The sequence below is a fragment of the Pseudomonas sp. B21-053 genome (assembly GCF_026016365.1).
In the GTDB taxonomy this organism is placed as follows: domain Bacteria; phylum Pseudomonadota; class Gammaproteobacteria; order Pseudomonadales; family Pseudomonadaceae; genus Aquipseudomonas; species Aquipseudomonas nunensis.
Genome location: NZ_CP087205.1, coordinates 5132430 through 5150408, shown reverse-complemented (window position 1 = coordinate 5150408; position 17979 = coordinate 5132430). Strand labels below are relative to the sequence as shown.

Below are 17979 nucleotides of genomic sequence, written 5' to 3'. Positions count from 1 at the left end.
CCCTTTCCGCGACCTATGGTAGCGCTTGGCTACATTGAAGTGCCCATTGCGCAGGCCCGCGGTGGGTGATGCCAGAAGTGCTTGGCCTGTGTTCGTCGCTTTCAGGCACTTTCAGCAACTTTTACTCGGTTTTCTCATGGCTTTTCTTTGTTTTTTTTAGGTCCGACTGGAAGGGTGGGGGCGCGTTAAACCTATCAACCTTCGATGAAAATTCTTTATAATCACCGACTTCGCGAAGGTGCCGAGTTGGAGGCTGACAGAAGCCTCAGAGATAATTTCCTGAGCTTCGCGGCCAGCCCCTAATTGAAATGGAGAATGCAGTGGTAGGCCCTTTATCCACAGAGTCCGCGAGCGCTGGGCTGAATCCGGATTCAGTCGAAAGACCGGGCCTGAGGGGGCGTGTCGCGATCTTGATGTGCACCTACAACGGGGGCCGTTTTCTCACCGAGCAGTTAGAGTCTATTCAGCAGCAGGACTACTCTGATTGGGATTTGTATATTTCTGATGACGGCTCGACTGATTCGACGCTGGAAATAATCAAAGCTTTTCAGGCTCGATCGGGAAAAGAGAGAGTAGTGCTTTTGTCGGGGCCTGGCCGTGGTTTCGCCAGAAATTTCATGTCGCTTACGTGTGATCAGGACGTAAACGCTGATTTTTATGCGTGGTCAGATCAGGACGATATCTGGGCTGCCGACAAGCTCAGTGCGGCGCTCGCCTGGCTCAATCAAATACCGAAAAATACACCCGCGCTCTATTCCTCGCGAACCACATTGGTTGATGAGTCTGGAAATCATACCGGGCTGACGTCCCGCTATTCCGGTTCCTTTGGCTTCTCCAATGCTTTGGTAGAAAACGTTGCAGCCGGAAATACCATGGTATTTAACCGTGCCGCCCGGGAGCTTCTGAAGTCTGCAAGCCAGCACGGTAATGTCGTTGCTCATGATTGGTGGGCGTACCTGCTGGTGACAGGTGTGGGGGGCAGTTTTTATTACGATACGACGCCGCATATTTTTTATCGCCAGCACGCGATGAACTCCATTGGTGCTGCTATTGGTCTCAAGTCTGCCCTGGTGCGGATCCACAAACTTTTTCAAGGGCGCTTAAGTCGTTGGATCGATCAGAACATTGCGGGTCTGGACGCCATCGAACATCGCCTGACGGAAACTAATCGAGAAGTACTTCAACGGTTCAAGTCGGCCCGAGCCCGAAACCTGCCTGGTCGTGTGATCGGTATCTGGCGTTCGGGTATATACCGTCAGACTTTCATGGGGAATGTCGGTCTTTTGGTTGCCGCCATTTTCAAAGGGGTTTGACAATGAATATTTTCAGAGGGGTTTGTTAATGAGTGTTTTAGAGGTTGCCGGCTGATGCAGAAATTTTCAGCTTCACCCGGCGTCATGTTTTCGAGCGTCGTTCAGAATCGCGCACTCATCGTTGCGTTGATCAAGCGAGAGGTCATCGGCCGCTATCGGGGATCCTTCATGGGGATCCTCTGGTCGTTTTTTAACCCGATTGTGATGCTCGCCATTTACACCTTTGTGTTCAGCTTTATCTTTAACTCCAGATGGACGGCGGCGAGTGATTCAAAAGCGGAGTTTGCGCTCATCCTGTTTGCTGGTTTGATGGTATTCAACTTGTTCTCTGAGTGCGTGACTCGAGCACCCTCATTGATTATTTCAAATGCCAACTACGTGAAGAAGGTGGTGTTTCCCCTGGAAATATTGCCTTGCGTCATCGTGGGGGCGTCGCTGTTTCACGCCTTGGTCAGCCTGATTGTCTGGTTGATAGCGTATTCGTTCGCTTTTGGTCTGCCACCCGTGACGCTCTTTTATCTGCCATTGGTAATTGCGCCGCTGCTGTTGATAATCCTCGGGTTGTCCTGGGGGTTGGCATCGATAGGCGTCTACATGCGCGATGTCGCTCACTTCATTGGGCTGGTGACCACGGGCCTGATGTTCCTTGCGCCGATTTTTTACCCGGCTACTGCAGTACCCGAAGAGTATCGTTCGTACCTGCAGTTCAATCCGCTGACGACAGCGGTAGAAGGCGTCAGAAATGTTCTTTTCTGGGGCGTGCAGCCTGACTGGCAAGTGCTCGGTATTTATGCGGGCGTAGGGGTTTTTGTGGCTTACATAGGCTTTGCCTGGTTTCAGAAGACAAGAAAGGGGTTTGCTGATGTCCTCTGAGATCGCAATCAAGCTTCAAGATGTCAGCAAGTGCTACCACATTTATGGCAAGCCTCGTGACCGCCTTGCACAAATGTTTGCAGGGCAGCGGAAAAAATATTACCAAGAGTTTTGGGCCCTCCGAAATATCTCGTTCGAGATCAAGAAGGGGGAGACGGTCGGTATCGTTGGCCGTAACGGTAGTGGCAAGTCGACTTTGCTTCAGGTCATCTGCGGTACGTTGAGCCAGAGCTCTGGCGATGTTGCAACCGCGGGGCGTATTGGCGCGTTGCTTGAGTTGGGTTCGGGTTTCAATCCCGAGTTCACAGGGCATGAAAACGTCTATATGAACGCCGCTATCCTGGGGTTGAGCCGTGCTGAAGTCGATGAGCGCTACGACGATATTGTAGCCTTTGCCGATATTGGGGAATTCATTCACCAGCCGACAAAGACGTATTCGAGCGGGATGATTGTTCGTCTGGCGTTTGCCGTACAGGCCATGATTGATCCGGATATCCTCATCGTCGACGAGGCGCTGGCTGTAGGTGATGAGCGATTTCAGCGCAAATGCTTCGCCCGTCTCGATGAATTGAAGGCCAAGGGTACTTCGATTCTTTTCGTGTCCCACTCCGGTCCACAAGTCGTTGAGTTCTGCGATCGCGCGATTTTGATGGAGCGCGGTGAACACATCTGCACCGCTACGCCGATGGAAGTGATTCGCGCGTATCAAAAGCTGATCTATGCACCGGCCGAAGAGCAGCCCCGGTTGATCGAGGAATTTCGGAGTCTCGGGGATTCCAGTGCCGTTGTAGAGGTCAAGGAAGCCAGCGAGGTCAGTGCCGAGCCGGTTTCAATTGCCGATGAGTACTATTTCGATGCGGCAATGGTGCCCGATTCGACCACGGTCTACCCGGAGCAAGGGGCGAGAATCGACAGCTTCGAGATTTTCGACAAGCAAGGGCGGCTTTGTAACGTCCTGCAGGCGGGCGGTGATTACGATATCGTCGTGTCCGGCATCCTCACGGAATCCGTTTCAAAGGTTTTCCTCGCTACCCATATTCGCTCCGTTTCTGGGGTGGTCATCACTGGGCAGCGGTTTCCTGAAGAAGGGAAGTACTTCGAGCTTGAACGTGGCGAGCAGTCATTCAGAATTACGTTCGGGTTCAAGATGGTGATGCTGCCAGGCGTATACTTTGTAGGTGGCGGAGTGTGGTCGGAAACCGAACCCTCCTGTTCCCACAGAATTTTGGACGCCCTTATGTTCCGACTCGTTTCGGATCAAGGGGTCAGGTCTTTCGGTTATATGGATGCTTCTAATAATGAGCCAGTACTTGAACTACTCTGATAATATTTCCACAGACCGCCTGCGGGATATTCATACCTTTTTTCAGTTGACTGACGGAATGATCAGCATTGAAGAGGGCTTGGTCCTCTATTCGCTGGCTAGCCAGGTGCAGTCCGGCTGCATTGTCGAGGTTGGTTCCTATCGTGGTCGTTCGACCGTTTTTCTGGGGCAAGGCTCTCTGGCTGGCCATGGCGCGCCTGTGTACGCGATCGACCCGCACAAGCCTTTTGTCGGGGTACTTGGTGGCATCTTCGGGCCAATAGACCGGACAGCGTTCTACAAGACCATGTTGATCACCGGCTGCAGCGAAATCGTTTCGCTGATCAATTTGAGCAGTGAAATGGTAGTTCCCAAGTGGAGCGAGCCGGTCGCGTTGCTATGGATCGATGGCGATCACAGCTACGCGGGTGTGAAGCGGGATTTCGAATGCTGGCTTCCACATGTTGCTGAAGGTGCTTGCATTGCTTTTGATGACTCGACCGATCCCGTGCTCGGGCCTCGCATCCTGATCAACGAGTTGCTCGCAACGCAGGAATACGAAGAGTGCTTGAGCGTTGGAAAAGTCTCCGTTATTAAAAAGAAATCCTGAGAGGACGCCAATGACGAGCATTGATGACCAGCGCTTGTTGGCCTATTTTTTGTGGAATAGTTACGCGTCTGAAAAAAATAAGCTGTTTTATGTTGCAACGCCCAAGGTCGCGTGCACGTCCTTGAAGTGGTGGTTTTCTGAGCTTGAGGGTGTTGCTGACGCCGTTCGGGAGCTAAAGGTCAGTACTGAATCGGACCCCGAGTTGGTCGTTCACGATTCATTGTGGTACGTGGCGCCTCAACTGTTTGTTACCGCACAGGAGCGATTGGATCAGATAAAGTCTGATGGGTATTTTTCCTTTGCCGTCGTCAGAAACCCCTACAAGAGGATTTTCTCTGCCTGGCAGTCGAAAGTCCTGCTGTGTGAACCATTGCAAATGGAGCGTTACAAGGGGCAAGCGTTTGTCGACTGTGACATTTCGTCATTGAGTGATGTGGCCGCCTCTTTTGAGCAGTTTGTCGAGTATCTGTATGCGCACGAAGCGCCGCAGTACCAGGACAGCCATTGGACACCCCAGCACGAATTGCTAAGGCCAGACCTGTTTCCATATACGGTAGTGTCGAAGATAGAAGACACGAAAGCGCTCAATGCTGCTTTGAGTGAGCATCTTGGGGATGCCTACATAAACCCGTTTACGGCGGCGCGTGCAAACGAGAGCCTTATCCCTTACTTGCCTGAGTTTATTAGCCCACGCTCCAAAGATATTATTGATCAGCTATATGCTCGCGATTTCGAGCTATTTGGCTATTCGACTGAACTTCCTCCGGCCAAGGAAGTGTTTTCCGAAGAACAATTGTCCTCGGCGCTCAAGGGGATCGAACTCCTGCGTGGACGGCATCAGCGCATTGCCGAAATGCGTCAGCATTACACTGACCAGCTCAATGTATTGACTAAAGACAAGGAGTGGCTGCTGGAGCAGCGTGCCGCCTGGATGACCGCATGCCAGGAAAAGGAAAGCCAGCTATTAGCGCTACAAGCCAACATTGCCGGTGATGCTCAGTCTAATCAATCCGTTCGGGAGGAGCTGGCGGAGTTAAGAACCCTGTTTGCGGCGACTAGCGCAGAATTGGAAAGCCTGAAGGCCAGTTCTGGGGCCGCCAATTCCGATTTGGAGGAGTTGAGGGCGCACTGCTCGCTCACCACCAATGAGTTGGAAACGTTGCGGGTAAGCTCTCAGGCGACCCATTCCGAGCTGGAAGAGTTGAGGACAAACTTCGCATCGACTAGCGCAGAGTTGGAGGAGGAGCGGGCGCGTTCGCGTTTAGCCAGTTCCGAGCTGGAGGAGTTGAAGGCAAGCTATGCGCTAACCAACGCAGAACTGGAAGCGTTGAAGGTGACCAGCGGAGCAGCCAATTCCGAACTCGAGGCGTTGAGAGCGAGCTTTGCGCGAACGTGCGCAGAACTGGAAGAATTGAGGGTCAGTTCGGGTTTGACCAACTCCGAACTGGACGAATTGAAGGCGAACTTTGCGCTGACCAGTACAGCGTTGACGGAGTTGGTACTGAGTTCCGGCTTGACCACTTCCCAGTTCGAGGAAGTGAAGACAAGCTTTGCGACGACCAGTACGGCGTTGGAGCAGCTAAAGGTTAATTACGATTTGACCCATTCCGAACTGGAAGGGTTAAAGGAAAGCTATGCGTTAACCAGTGCTGAACTGGAAGAATGGAAGGTACGTTTTGGTCAGGTCAGTTCTGAACTTGAAGAATTGACTGCGAGCTCTGCGTTACTCAGTAGCCAGCTTGATGAGCTTCGCCGGAAACATAAGCGATACCTCTCTGTGTATGGATTTTTTGAAACCGCGATTGTTGCTCGATTGCGCAGGATTGTGCGGCCTACAAAGAAGCGCAAAGGAGATTAAAGTGGCAAAAGTGTCGGTTGTACTTACGTCGTTCAATCACGATAAATTTATCAAGCAGGCGATCGACACTGTTGTCAATCAGACCTTCAGTGATTGGGAGTTGATCATCGTTGATGATGTGTCGACAGATGCTTCTTGGGAGGTGATCCAAGCCTACGACGACCCGAGAATTATCAAGGTTCGAAATGATCGGACGCGTCGTTATATTTATAACATCAACCGTGCTATCGAAACCCAGTCTACTGGGGACTACATTGCGATTCATCATTCGGACGATGCCTGGGCGCTCGATAAGCTGGAAAAGCAAGTTGCTGTACTCGAGGCCAACCCGCAAATAGGCGCGGTGTTTTCTCACGTCCAGTGCATTGATGAAAACAATCGCTCGCTGGATCTCGACTGGTTTAATCAGCCGAGCAAATCCCGCGCTGCCTGGCTACGCGGTCTCTTCTTCAACATGAACCAGCTGTGCCATCCCAGCGCACTGGTCAGAAGAAGCGCTTATGAGCAGAGCGGGTTGTATAAGTGTGCCCATGCACAGATTGATGACGCCGAGCTGTGGACTCGACTGCTTAAGGTCAGTGACATCCATGTGATTCAGGAAAAACTGACCTTGCATCGGATTTTCTCGGATCAATCCAATGCCAGTGGCGATCGGCCGGACAGAAGGGCGCGATTGAAGCTGGAGTGGCACCTGCAGAAGCAGCATTATATCGACTTGCCGCTTGCGGACATCCTTGAAGCGTTTCCGGAAGCCAAGCAATGGATGACGCCCGAAGGTGCCAATCCCAAGTATTTGCTAGCGATGGTTGCCATCAATGCTGGCACTTGCCCTGGCACTCGACTGTTCGGTATTGAGTTGCTCTATCAGCTAATGACTTCTGCGAAAGATCAGGAGCAGATCGAGTCGATCCACGGCTTCAACTATCTGGATTTCATCGCGCTCACCGGCAAGGAAGACTTTTTCCACTCTGCTGCGGTAGTGACCGCTCCCGATGCTGCGCTTGCGCCCGCTCAACCTGCTGTACCAGGTGGTCTGCGCAGTTTTGCAAGCAAGGTGCTTCGAAAATTGAAATCTGCGTAATCTCACGTGATCTTCTGCGGCTACCCAAGTAGCCGCTGTCGCTTCGCCGGAGCCAGCAACTCTTCCAGGCATGCCCTTGGAGGAAGCGTTGGTTTTATTATGGACAGTGTATTTCTACAGTTATGGGAAACAGAGTGAAAATTGATTTCAGGATTCTAGGTGCAGTTTCTTTTTTTGTCGTGCTGGCTATTGGCACTTTATATTTCACTCGTTGGGAAGGCACTGAGAGTGTTTCCACGGTTGCCGTCTCGGAAGGGTTGCAGGTTGAGGTCGCCACTTCTGGGGTCGACTTCGAGTTGAAGGATTGTGATGTCGGGCGTTATGAGGATCCATTTTTCCTTCATGCGTACCCGGTAGATTCTTCCAAGGCAGGTCCCGAAGGCTTTATCAACATGGATTTCAGCTTGAAATCTCTCAAGCCGAAGAGCACAAGCACGCGGGCGGGCGTTTCTTACTGTAAGTACCGAGTAGATTTTGGGGCCGTTGCTGTGGATCGGGTTGCCTTGGGACAGTTCAAATTCACGACCGGCGCTTGCTGTGACGTGCTGTGGACCAAGCAAATAAATGTCAATAAATAGCAGCCGAGTGTCGATCCCTATGAACCCATCAGTTACAGCTTCCAATCGTTCTTTCGGGCTGGATGTCTGTCGAACGCTGGCTTGCCTGCTCGTGGTATTCGGGCACATGCTCGGGCATTCGCTACCTAACCCTATTCTGAAATCTTTTGCGTTCCTCGCCATTTTTGGTGTGGACCTGTTTTTCTGCCTGAGCGGCTTCTTGATTGGCAGGATTCTGTTGAAGGAAGCTGCCAGCTGGGGAGAGCAGAGGACCAAAGGCCTGACAGGTTTCTGGTACCGTCGGTGGATGAGGACGCTTCCGCTTTATGTTTTCTTTTTCTTCATTTCACTGCGGTTTGACTGGAAAGGCGCGACCACATTTGCCGAACAGTTCCAGTACCTGGTTTTTGCACAGAACTTCGCTTGGCCGATGACCGATTTTTATCGACTGTCGTGGAGTCTGGCGGTGGAGGAATGGTTCTATTATGCTTTTCCTTTGGCGCTGTTGCTTATGATCGGGCTGGGTGCGGGTGTAAGGCGCGCCGCGGCGGTCACTGTCGGGTTGTTCATCGTTGTTCCTTTCATGGCCCGTTTGGGGATGCCCGTCCATACGGACAGATATGATGATGCTCGCTATATTGTACTTTTCCGCCTGGATGCCATTGGTGGTGGGGTAGCCATGGCGTATCTTTATACTTGGCATCGGTCGATATTTGATCGGTTTGTGAAGTATTGGTACATACCACTGGCGTTGGTGATTGCAATTATTGCATTGACCAAGCAAGGGTGGCCTTGGACACTGAATAACAACGTCGCGCTCAGCGTGTTTTTCACATGTTCAGCCGTATTTTTTGCGGCTCTGGTACCGCTTTTCTTTAGCTTGCGTCCTTCCCGTTGGACCTTGGTTAATCGTTTTGTGAAATTCACCAGTCTGATTTCATACTCCATTTACCTCGGTCATATATTTGCTTTCATACTGGTTATTTCGGTCCTGAATCGTCTGGGGCTGTATGACAGCGTTTATAACAACCCGTGGTTGGTGTATCCGATTTTCTCCGCTTGTATTTATGGACTTGCCTATGCGACGTACACGCTTGTAGAGAAGCCATTTCTCAAACTTCGTGATATCGATGGGTTTTCGCTTTTCAAACTACTGAAAAGCCTTCAGCGTCTTGGCGCAGGGAAATAGTTCTTACAATGTTAAACTCCGCCCCCTCCGATTTTTCCAGTTACTCCGGCATGGCTACGATAGCGGGCCGCTACGAACCTGAACTTGCGGGTGACACGCATGGCTCTCAAGTTCTTGTTGTAAGCTATTTTAATGGGCGTAGCCTGGATTTTTCCGATGTCTATCAGTCGTTACGACGCCAGACCTTCCAAAACTGGAAGTGGCTTGTTTGTCACGACGTAAATCTCGATGCGCAAGTTCATGATGCGCTTGTTGCCGAGGTGGCCGGAGACGCACGCGTATCTATTCGCGAGCACACGGAATGCGCACTTTCAAGCGCCATTTGGTCGCAACCTGAATACGTTGTGCTTGTAGATACCGCAACACGCCTGGGCGCGACCTTCATTGAGAAGGGAATCTGGTGTCTGGCCTCGAATCCTGAATTCGCCTTTTGCAACTCTTTCGGTGTCGTTCATGGGGCTGAAGATTTTCTGGTCGAACAACGTTGCAGCGAGGGTAAGTATTATCTCGGCAACCCTCAGATCAAAGTCAGGGGAATGGTTGTTCGAAAGTCAGCCCTGCTTGATGCATTCGATGACATCGCGGTATTGCCGGATGGTCGAGATCCCATTTCGACGCTTACCCGGTTGGCTGGTGCGGGTCATTGGGGATTTACGATTCCCGAGCACTTGCAGTGGTGCAAGCTGACCGCGTCGTCACAAGACGGTGCGAACGCCCTGGCTGGCTTCAACAAAGCCGTCCCGCATCCGCAACGACGTTACCCGTCAGCGTATGAAACACTGCCGGTTGAATTTGCCGTTCAGAATCCACTCAAGCCCAATCTACGTGGCCGCAGGGTGATGTTCGTTCTGCCCTGGATGGTTGAAGGCGGGGCGGACCGTGTCAACATAGACCTGATCGAGGGGCTTGTTGCAGGTGGGGCTGATGTTACGGTTTGCGCCACGCTTGAGGCTGACCATCGCTGGGAGCACAAGTTTGCGGAATTGACCCCGGATATTTTCGTCCTTCCCGGCTTTCTTTCGCTGTCCGATTTCCCACGGTTTCTTTTGTACCTGATCGCCTCTCGGGGGATTGATACGGTGCTCATTACTGGAAGCACCCTGGGTTATCAGCTTCTTCCGTATCTCAAAAGTGCGGCGCCTGAAACGGCATTTCTGGATCTTAGCCACACCGAGGAAATGCATTGGCTGAATGGCGGCCACCCGCGGTTTTCGGTGGGCTATCAGGATGCACTCGACATGAATGTCGTGAGCACTCGCCATTTGGCGGAGTGGATGGTCGAGCGCGGCTCTGACCAGGAGAAAATCCGGATCATGTACACGGGTATCAAATCGAACCCGGTTTCCATGACGGCTACCGAGCGGGGCGAAATGTTGCGCCGTTTCGATCTGGACGAGAGCGCGCTGACGATCATATTCGCCGGACGAATGTGCGATCAGAAACGGCCATTGAAACTTGCCGAGATACTTAACACCTTGAAACTCGCCGGCGTACGCTTCAATGCGCTCGTTATCGGTGATGGTGAGCTGAGGCCGGCATTCGAGGCTCTGATCAAGGACTATGATCTGGGGGCCAATGTCCGCGTGCTGGGGGCCAAGCCGCACGCGGATTGGCTTTCCTTGCTAGCGGTCTCTGACGTTCTGTTGATGCCCTCGGAATACGAAGGTATATCTGTCGCGCTGCTTGAGGCCATGGCTGCTGGTGTGGTTCCGGTAGTGGCGGATGTCGGCGGGCAGGACGAACTGGTTAGCGAGGAGATGGGCTATCTGATCCCTCATGGCGAGAATGAAGTCAGTCACTATGTTGCGGTATTGCAGTCCATCGCGGTCGATGCATCCATGCGCGAGCGCAAGTCGCAAGCCTGTCGCCAGTTGATTGCGGCCCATTACACTGCGGCAGCAACCAACCGCCAATGGCTTGAGATTCTGGATGAAGCGCACCGCAACAGAAGTGCTTCGACGCGCCAGCTTCTGCCTCTCGGGCTTGCCAAGGAACTGGCTACATCGGCTCTGGAGAGCCGGAGAGTTACGACTTACCTCGATCAGATTTATGCAACGCATTGCCTGACTAACGAAGCGCAGACAGAGGTGCCATTCAAACGTGGCTTTATTTATCTTTTGATTGCGCGAGTTCGTCATTATCGTTTGGCGAAATATGTTCTCGACAAACCCTTGACGAAGAAGGTTGTAAGAAAGATGAGAATTTTGCTTTCTTGACTTGTTGCTGTTCTCGTGTTAGTTTTTTTTGTTTTTGCATTGTTTGCATAACATATAATTTATAGTCATGCGTTCGATGTCAGTCGAGAGTTTTTATGAAGATAACAGTGTTTGGTGGCGGCGGCTTTATCGGTTCAACTATCGTTGATCGGTTGTTGCTGGATGGGCATTCGATTCGAGTATTCGAGCGTCCACGAGTTGGCGAATATCGTAAGTTTCTTCCCCATGAAAACGTCGAGTGGATGACCGGCGACCTCTCAGCAACGAGTGACATCAACAAAGCCGTAGAAGGCGTTGATGCCGTGCTTCATCTCGTTTCTACCACGCTGCCAAAGAGCTCGAACGAAGATCCGGTTTATGATGTGCAGAGCAACCTTGTTGCAAGTTTGCAGTTGCTCAATGCGATGGTCGCGCACAAAGTAGGCCGGATTGTATTTATTTCTTCCGGGGGCACTGTATATGGCTCTCCAAAGTATCTTCCGATCGATGAAAAACACCCTACAGATCCAGAAGTTTCCTATGGCATAACCAAGTTAGCTATTGAGAAGTATATCTTGATGTATGGCCATCTTCATGGCATCAAACCGGTTATTCTCAGGGTCGCTAATCCTTATGGCGAGCGTCAACGTGTGGAGACGGCGCAAGGCGCAGTCGGCGTATTCATCCACAATGTATTGAAGCAACTTCCTATCGAAATCTGGGGCGATGGCAGTGTCCAGCGTGATTTCCTGCATGTAAGCGACGTAGCAGAAGCTTTCGCAAAAGCCATCAGCTATTCCGGCACCGCAGGCGTCTTCAATATCAGCTCAGGTGTCGGGACTAGCCTCAATAGTCTGTTGGAGTTGATCGGCGAAGTCAGCGGCGGGGAAGTACCCCGGGTTTACAAGCCGGGGCGTTCGTTTGATGTGCCTGTCAGTGTGTTGAGCAACGACCTTGCGCGGGATGAGTTGGGTTGGTCGCCTCAGGTCTCCATGAAAGAGGGGATCGCCAGAACGTTCGAATGGGCAAAGAAGGAAGTTGCAAAGTGAGTCTGGCCATATGATCTGCGGCCTCCTCTGCAGAAGCGTTGGTTGCAGTCTGGAATGAAGGTACTGCTCACGGTACATCAATTTTTTCCAGATTTTTCCGCGGGTACAGAAGTCCTGACTCTGTCCGTGGCCAATGCTTTGATCGCTTGCGGGCATGAAGTAGTAATCTTCACGGGTTATCCCGCAAGCGAGACGCTCACTGATGCTGATCGCTTCGATGACTATGTGTATGAGGGGATTCGCGTTTACCGCTTCATGCACGCCTATGTGCCGATGGGGGGGCAGACGTCAAAGATCGAAATCGGTTTTGATAATCACCTCGCTGCCGATTTTTTTGGCCGTTTGCTTGGCGAGTTCAAGCCAGACGTTGTTCATTTTTTTCACCTTAATCGTCTGGGTTCAGGGCTGATTGATAAGGCCGTGGCTATGGGCGTGCCCGCTTTTTACACACCTACCGACTTTTGGAGCGTTTGCCCGACAGCTCAATTGCTCCGTTGTGGTGGCCGTGCTTGCACGGGTCCCAGTCCCGATGCGGGTAATTGTGCTATCCATTTCGCAGCCAATATGCTCGGCGATCAGGTGGGTAAGCTGATCACGACGGTCCCGGATTTTTTCAGCGATTATCTGGTGCGTATCACTCGTTCTCCATGGGTTCCAGGCGTCTCCTTCGTAAAAGAGCTGCGTGCCCTTGACGGTCGGCTTGAGCGCAACGTCAACAGGCTCAATCTATTGCACGGCATTTTCGCGCCGAACAAGATGATCGAAGAGCTATTGCTGCGCCACGGTGTCAGAAAAGACATTCTTGTCAGATCGCCATATGGAATTAATCTGGATTTTGCGGTGGTCGCGCGGGATAGGAAAGGCAGTGCCCGCCCACTACGCCTGGGGTTTATAGGGACGCTGGCGTCGCACAAAGGATGTCACGTCCTTTTACAGGCCCTGCAAAATTTTTCATCCGGCGACATCAGTCTGAATATTTACGGTAAGCAAACGGACTTCCCGGAATATGCCGCTAAGTTGCAAGAGTTGACGCGCGGCAATGCTGCCGTAAAATTTTGCGGTACATTTCCGAACGATGAGATTTTCAACGTTTTCGGTCAGCTAGACGCCTTGGTGGTGCCCTCTGTCTGGAATGAAAACACACCGCTTGTCGTATACTCGGCTCAGGCGGCTGGATGCCCCGTGGTGGCGTCCAATGTGCCGGGCATCGCTGAAGCTATAACTGATGGCGTTAATGGACTTTTGTTCGAGCCTGGGAGCGCGACAGCGTTGGAGGGCGTCCTGCATCGTTTGCTTGATTCTCCTGGGTTGCTCGAGAATCTTGCGATGAATTCAAAGTCACCCAAGTCTGTTTCTGCGTATGTAGATGAGCTATTAGAAGCATGGCAATCGGCTGTAGGCTGAAAAGGCAATGCGGTTTTTGGAGTCGGGTTTCCTTGGCGTATGTGATCTCCGGGTCTATTCTTCAGAATTATCGAATGGATTTGGCTTCGTGATTAGAGATCAAATTGACTTTTTGGAGCTGGTATTTTGAATTCATATCAATGTGTGTACAGCTGCGGTGTAGGAATTGATGACTGAGAATCTTGTCGTTCATACAACATCCGTTGACCAGGCACAGCGCAGCGCGATCAAAAATCAACGGCCTGCGGTACTTTGGTTTACCGGACTCAGTGGTGCCGGAAAGTCGACGATTGCCAATGCTCTCGAGCAAGCATTGCTCGAACACCATCGCCACACCTATTTGTTGGACGGTGATAACTTGCGTCTAGGTCTATGTCGCGACCTGGGATTTAATGATGATGATCGGGCCGAAAATATCCGACGCATCGCTGAAGTTGCCAAATTGTTTGTCGACGCAGGTTTGATTGTCGTTAGTGCGTTTATTTCACCGTTTCGACGTGATCGGGCAATGGCACGAGACGTTATCGGTGACGCTTATTTTGTCGAAGTTTATATCAATACATCGTTGGATGAGTGCGAGCGCCGCGACCCAAAAGGGTTGTACGGGAAAGCACGCTCCGGGCTGATAAAGAATTTTACCGGCATTGATTCTCTGTATGAGCCACCGGTTAATCCGGATATTTGCATCAATACTCTTGAAGATGATGTACCCGCCGCAGTCGCCAAAATCATGAACTTTCTGGTTGGGCGGTTTGAACTTTGAAAACGTTGATTATCATTGGGGCTGGCTTTAGTGGCGCCGTGACGGCCATTCAGTTTTTGCAAGTGTGCGCGCCGAATACCCGAGTGATCCTGCTTAATCGTTCGGGGGAAATGGCCAGGGGGCTCGCCTATGGTACGAGCAGTTCCAGGCATTTGCTGAACGTACCTGCCGGCAACATGTCCGCACTGGCTGACCAGCCTGATCATTTTCTTCGTTTTTGTGAAGACCGGTTACCTGGCACGCTGGCGTCTTCCTTTGTCCCGCGCAAACTTTATGGCGAGTACCTTTCTGGTCTGCTGGCCGATGCTGAATTGCGCTGTGGCCCGGGCGTAAGTTTTGAGCGCATGACCGTCGAAGCTCATATTCTTGAGCCGAAGGATGGAAAGGCCTTGGTTCATCTGGCAGACGGTCGACAGCTGGAGGCGGATCATGTGATTTTAGCCTTTGGCAACTTCTCACCTTCCAATCCTCCCGTTACCGCAGTCGCTCGAGCGGAAGGGCGCTATATAGCTGACCCATGGTCAGGGGCGCCGGAGGTGCCAATCGATCCACAGGCGCCTGTCCTGCTGTTGGGGGCTGGCCTGACTGCACTCGATGTGGCCTTGACCCTGGATCAGCAAGGGCATAGTGGACCTGTTTACATGCTGTCGCGGCGAGGCGTGCAGCCATTGCCGCATCGTGCTAGTCGGCATTCAAGCATTGTTGCCAGTGACATCGTCGAGCAGCTCCTGTCGTCCAGACCGACAGTGGTGAGCTATCTCCGAAAAATGCGTTTGCTGGCAGCCGCAGCACAGCAGGATGATATTGATTGGCGGGATATTATCGGTGCATTGAGACCTGTAACGACCGAGTTGTGGGGGCGGCTGCCTGATAAGGAGCGACAACGGTTTCTGCGACACGCGCAAATTTATTGGGACGCCCATCGCCACCGAGTTGCACCGGCTTCATTTGCGACGTTTGCTGCCCGGATCAAAGAGCGAAAGTTGCTACCAATGGCCGGTAGAATCCGCGGTATCGATGTGCAACCCGATGGTTTACGCGTTCAGGTAGGGTTACGTGGATCAGACGCCGTTGAGTCTATTGAGGTTTCGCATATCATCAATTGCACGGGGCCGAACTCAAATCTAGCCCTGGTGGACGATCAGTTGATCGTTCAGCTTCGCAAGGCCGGGCTTATACAGTTGGATCCTTTTGGGCTTGGCATCTGTGTGGACAAGTCTCTCGCAGTGCGAGATAGCAATGGTGTTCCTTCCACCTGGCTAAGCTATGTCGGACCAATGCTCAAGGCTCAGTTTTGGGAAGCCACGGCTGTGCCCGAATTGAGGGTTTATGCGAAGACACTGGCTGTCCGGATTGCGGCCAGTCTGGGATAGGCTGCCCATTCTTCCTCCGTTTTGTTGCTACTCACCGGCCTTGCAATGTCTTTTGCAGGGCTGGTATGAGTATTCGATAGCTTGCGAAATCCCGTATAGCGGCATCAGGCACACGTAATGGTGGTATCGAATCAACATCCGAAGTCGCGATCTGATATTGCCCATCCAGTACTTTGCCCGGAACACGATCATTCGATCCGGGCCCGATTAAATACTCTGAACCCAATACCTCTAGTGACCGTCGTTGAAATCCACTAGATGCGGCTGGGTTTCAAGATCGAGTTGTTGGTGGATGTGTTTGCCTCCAAGGCGTATTGATGCTAACTTCTCGTATTAATACAGCCATCATTTTTCTGCGCTAATCGGTAATGTGGACTCTGTATGCTTATAAATGAGTCATATAGGAGGGTTTGGCTTTGCCTAACAACAATTTTTTATTTAAACTTCTCAAGTTTCTTTCTGTAAAGCCAACAAGGGTAAGTGTTCCGGATTCCAATGTTGAAAAAGTAACAGAAGAGCTTCCGGCTGCTGCTGTTCCCGTGCTTGTGCCTATCCCTGTAGTGAGCTCGGAGAGTGCGGATTTGTCATCGCTTCCCAAGAACTTTGATGCTGAGTTGTATTTGAAATACAACGCCGATCTCGGGCCGGGTACTGATCCAGTAGATCATTACTTGAATCATGGGTATCGGGACACTTGGCGTATCTTTGCATACCCGGAGATTCAGTTTTCTAAGACTCGTAGTGCCAATCCTGAGTTCGAGACCATCCTGATTGTCAGCCATGCGGCGTCAAGGTCCGGAGCCCCTATACTGGCGCTTAATTTGGTTGAGGTTTTGGCCACTCGTTATAATGTTGTCGTACTTCTACTGGGTGATGGCGCTCTTGTTGAGGCATTTCAGGATGCGGCCATTGCTATAATGCTAAACCCTACGTTCAATTACAATATGGAGTATGCCGACTCTACGATACAGTATTTGTGTAAAGAGTTCAGTTTCAAATTTTCGTTGGTGAACAGCGTTGAGTCGCATGTGGTTTTGGAGTTGCTGGCCAACAACTTTGTGCCCACCGTCAGCCTAATTCATGAATTTGCGTCGGCTTACGCCGATTCGCGTAAGTTATTCTCAAATATCGGTCTTTGGTCAAGTGAGCTGGTTTTTTCTGCCAACCTGACATGGGACAATGCGATCGAACTGTGCCCGGAACTCTCCAGTATTACTGCGCATATTATTCCTCAAGGACAATGTGTGCTGCCTGATTTGGAGCTCAGCCGCAATCAATTGAATATTGAGTCGGAACAGTTGCGTAAAAAACTCCGGCCTGAAGGGGCAGTAGACAAGAAGTTTTTGGTTGTGGGGGCGGGTTATTCAAATTATCGCAAAGGTGTTGATCTTTTTATTCAATGTGCTGCGAAAGTAAAGCAGTCACCTGCCGGCGATAATTTCCGGTTCGTCTGGATTGGTGGTGGTTACAACCCCAATTCCGAAGATGGGTACTCTGTCTATATTGCGGATCAGATCAAGCGCTCAGGTCTGCATGATTATGTTGTTCTGTTAGACGAGACAGCTGCCATCGAGACAGTTTATCAGGAGACGGATTTACTGTTTGTTTCGTCGCGCCTGGACCCATTGCCGAATGTCGCAATTGATGCCTTGTCCAAACAGGTTCCCGTGATTTGCTTTGATAAAGCCACCGGTATTGCTGATTTCCTTATCGCTAATGACTTGCGCGAGTTTTGCGTAGCGGACTACCTGGATGTTGATGATGCCTGCCGTAAAATAATTGCACTGGGTACATCTGAGTCACTGTACAAACAGGTTTCCTGCAAATCCCACGAAGCGGCTGCGTCATATTTTGACATGAAGAAATATGTTGAGAAGCTTGAGGCATTAGGCTGCCTTTCCTCCCAAAGAATTCGCCAGCAAGCGTCTGATGTAAAAACGATCATCGAGTCCGATTTGTATTGTTTCAATAATGCGAACAGCGAAAATTCTTTCAGCGTAGCGAAGACGCGGGACGTTGTTCGTTACGTTCGTGAGTGGGCGTGTGGAATTAATACTCGCAAGCCACGTTTGGATTTTGATCCGGCTACCTATCTGGATTTACACGGTACCGCCAACACCGAAGTCGATCCATTTGCCGACTATTTACGTTCGGGCCGTCCCCAAGGCGCTTGGGATACCTCGAACTAGCCGCTCTCTCCGCACGGGAACCCTGGGGCGTGAAAGCCCCGGTTTCCAATGACAGCGGGTGTGCAGTCGCCACTCCTGGCGCAGGCGCAGCCAAGCAATGCGACGCTCCTCCTTTTCGCCGGCCTTGAACGATGCCGCGCGAGGCGCATTCTGGCTGAAGACCATGGTGTGTTCTCCTGATAGACTTTAGGACGGGCAGATTCAGGTGGATCTGGACGCGTT

The 17979-nt window shown here is 51.4% G+C and carries 14 protein-coding genes; all 14 read left to right on the top strand.

Going from position 1 to position 17979, the window contains the following annotated elements; translation table 11 throughout:
• The first annotated feature begins 413 nt into the window (after nt 1-413).
• The 14 genes from LOY68_RS22920 (at nt 414) to LOY68_RS22855 (ending at nt 17757) form a co-directional block, all read left to right on the top strand.
• On the top strand, nt 414-1313 hold the full coding sequence (locus LOY68_RS22920) for a glycosyltransferase family 2 protein (protein ID WP_413787162.1): 900 nt from the start codon (nt 414-416) through the stop codon (nt 1311-1313).
• A 54-nt stretch (nt 1314-1367) separates the two neighbouring features.
• The gene (locus tag LOY68_RS22915; RefSeq protein WP_163913136.1) at nt 1368-2186 is read left to right on the top strand and encodes an ABC transporter permease; all 819 of its coding nucleotides are present in this window, start codon (nt 1368-1370) and stop codon (nt 2184-2186) included.
• Complete coding sequence (locus LOY68_RS22910; protein ID WP_163913137.1) at nt 2176-3510, top strand: ABC transporter ATP-binding protein; 1335 nt, start codon at nt 2176-2178, stop codon at nt 3508-3510. The genes LOY68_RS22915 and LOY68_RS22910 overlap by 11 nt, the downstream gene beginning before the upstream one ends.
• Nucleotides 3485-4099 (top strand): class I SAM-dependent methyltransferase, encoded by a 615-nt coding sequence (locus tag LOY68_RS22905; protein ID WP_163913139.1) that lies wholly within the window; start codon nt 3485-3487, stop codon nt 4097-4099. Before LOY68_RS22910 ends, LOY68_RS22905 begins: the two co-directional genes overlap by 26 nt.
• A gap of 10 nt (nt 4100-4109) precedes the next feature.
• A complete protein-coding gene (locus LOY68_RS22900) occupies nt 4110-5957 on the top strand; it encodes a sulfotransferase family protein (protein ID WP_163913141.1) in 1848 nt (615 codons plus the stop codon).
• Nucleotide 5958: 1 nt separating this feature from the next.
• Nucleotides 5959-7038 (top strand): glycosyltransferase family 2 protein, encoded by a 1080-nt coding sequence (locus LOY68_RS22895; protein WP_163913143.1) that lies wholly within the window; start codon nt 5959-5961, stop codon nt 7036-7038.
• A 134-nt stretch (nt 7039-7172) separates the two neighbouring features.
• Nucleotides 7173-7616: a hypothetical protein gene (locus LOY68_RS22890; protein ID WP_265040163.1), complete on the top strand. Its 444-nt coding sequence runs from the start codon at nt 7173-7175 to the stop codon at nt 7614-7616.
• A 19-nt stretch (nt 7617-7635) separates the two neighbouring features.
• Nucleotides 7636-8784 (top strand): acyltransferase family protein, encoded by a 1149-nt coding sequence (locus LOY68_RS22885; RefSeq protein ID WP_163913147.1) that lies wholly within the window; start codon nt 7636-7638, stop codon nt 8782-8784.
• Between the two features lie 8 nt (nt 8785-8792).
• Nucleotides 8793-11000, top strand: coding sequence for a glycosyltransferase family 4 protein (locus LOY68_RS22880; RefSeq protein ID WP_239512072.1), 2208 nt, complete (start codon nt 8793-8795; stop codon nt 10998-11000).
• 95 nt (nt 11001-11095) lie between these two features.
• Nucleotides 11096-12028: an NAD-dependent epimerase/dehydratase family protein gene (locus tag LOY68_RS22875; protein WP_163913149.1), complete on the top strand. Its 933-nt coding sequence runs from the start codon at nt 11096-11098 to the stop codon at nt 12026-12028.
• Nucleotides 12029-12082: 54 nt separating this feature from the next.
• Nucleotides 12083-13432 carry a glycosyltransferase gene (locus LOY68_RS22870; protein ID WP_265040160.1) on the top strand — a complete coding sequence of 450 codons (1350 nt, stop codon included), beginning with the start codon at nt 12083-12085 and terminating at the stop codon, nt 13430-13432.
• A 169-nt stretch (nt 13433-13601) separates the two neighbouring features.
• Nucleotides 13602-14195 carry an adenylyl-sulfate kinase gene (gene cysC / locus LOY68_RS22865; protein WP_163913153.1) on the top strand — a complete coding sequence of 198 codons (594 nt, stop codon included), beginning with the start codon at nt 13602-13604 and terminating at the stop codon, nt 14193-14195.
• On the top strand, nt 14192-15568 hold the full coding sequence (locus LOY68_RS22860) for an FAD/NAD(P)-binding protein (protein ID WP_163913155.1): 1377 nt from the start codon (nt 14192-14194) through the stop codon (nt 15566-15568). Before cysC ends, LOY68_RS22860 begins: the two co-directional genes overlap by 4 nt.
• A 416-nt stretch (nt 15569-15984) precedes the next feature.
• Nucleotides 15985-17757 carry a glycosyltransferase gene (locus LOY68_RS22855; RefSeq protein WP_265040159.1) on the top strand — a complete coding sequence of 591 codons (1773 nt, stop codon included), beginning with the start codon at nt 15985-15987 and terminating at the stop codon, nt 17755-17757.
• Nucleotides 17758-17979 lie beyond the last annotated feature (222 nt).

What these genes read in the sequence shown, in the direction of transcription:
- LOY68_RS22875 (WP_163913149.1), top strand. Translation starts at nt 11,096, where the DNA reads ATGAAGATAACAGTGTTTGGTGGCGGCGGCTTTATCGGTTCAACTATC.
- LOY68_RS22920 (WP_413787162.1), top strand. Translation starts at nt 414, where the DNA reads ATGTGCACCTACAACGGGGGCCGTTTTCTCACCGAGCAGTTAGAGTCT.
- LOY68_RS22870 (WP_265040160.1), top strand. Translation starts at nt 12,083, where the DNA reads ATGAAGGTACTGCTCACGGTACATCAATTTTTTCCAGATTTTTCCGCG.
- LOY68_RS22885 (WP_163913147.1), top strand. Translation starts at nt 7,636, where the DNA reads ATGAACCCATCAGTTACAGCTTCCAATCGTTCTTTCGGGCTGGATGTC.
- LOY68_RS22915 (WP_163913136.1), top strand. Translation starts at nt 1,368, where the DNA reads ATGCAGAAATTTTCAGCTTCACCCGGCGTCATGTTTTCGAGCGTCGTT.
- LOY68_RS22905 (WP_163913139.1), top strand. Translation starts at nt 3,485, where the DNA reads ATGAGCCAGTACTTGAACTACTCTGATAATATTTCCACAGACCGCCTG.
- cysC (WP_163913153.1), top strand. Translation starts at nt 13,602, where the DNA reads ATGACTGAGAATCTTGTCGTTCATACAACATCCGTTGACCAGGCACAG.
- LOY68_RS22900 (WP_163913141.1), top strand. Translation starts at nt 4,110, where the DNA reads ATGACGAGCATTGATGACCAGCGCTTGTTGGCCTATTTTTTGTGGAAT.
- LOY68_RS22910 (WP_163913137.1), top strand. Translation starts at nt 2,176, where the DNA reads ATGTCCTCTGAGATCGCAATCAAGCTTCAAGATGTCAGCAAGTGCTAC.
- LOY68_RS22880 (WP_239512072.1), top strand. Translation starts at nt 8,793, where the DNA reads ATGTTAAACTCCGCCCCCTCCGATTTTTCCAGTTACTCCGGCATGGCT.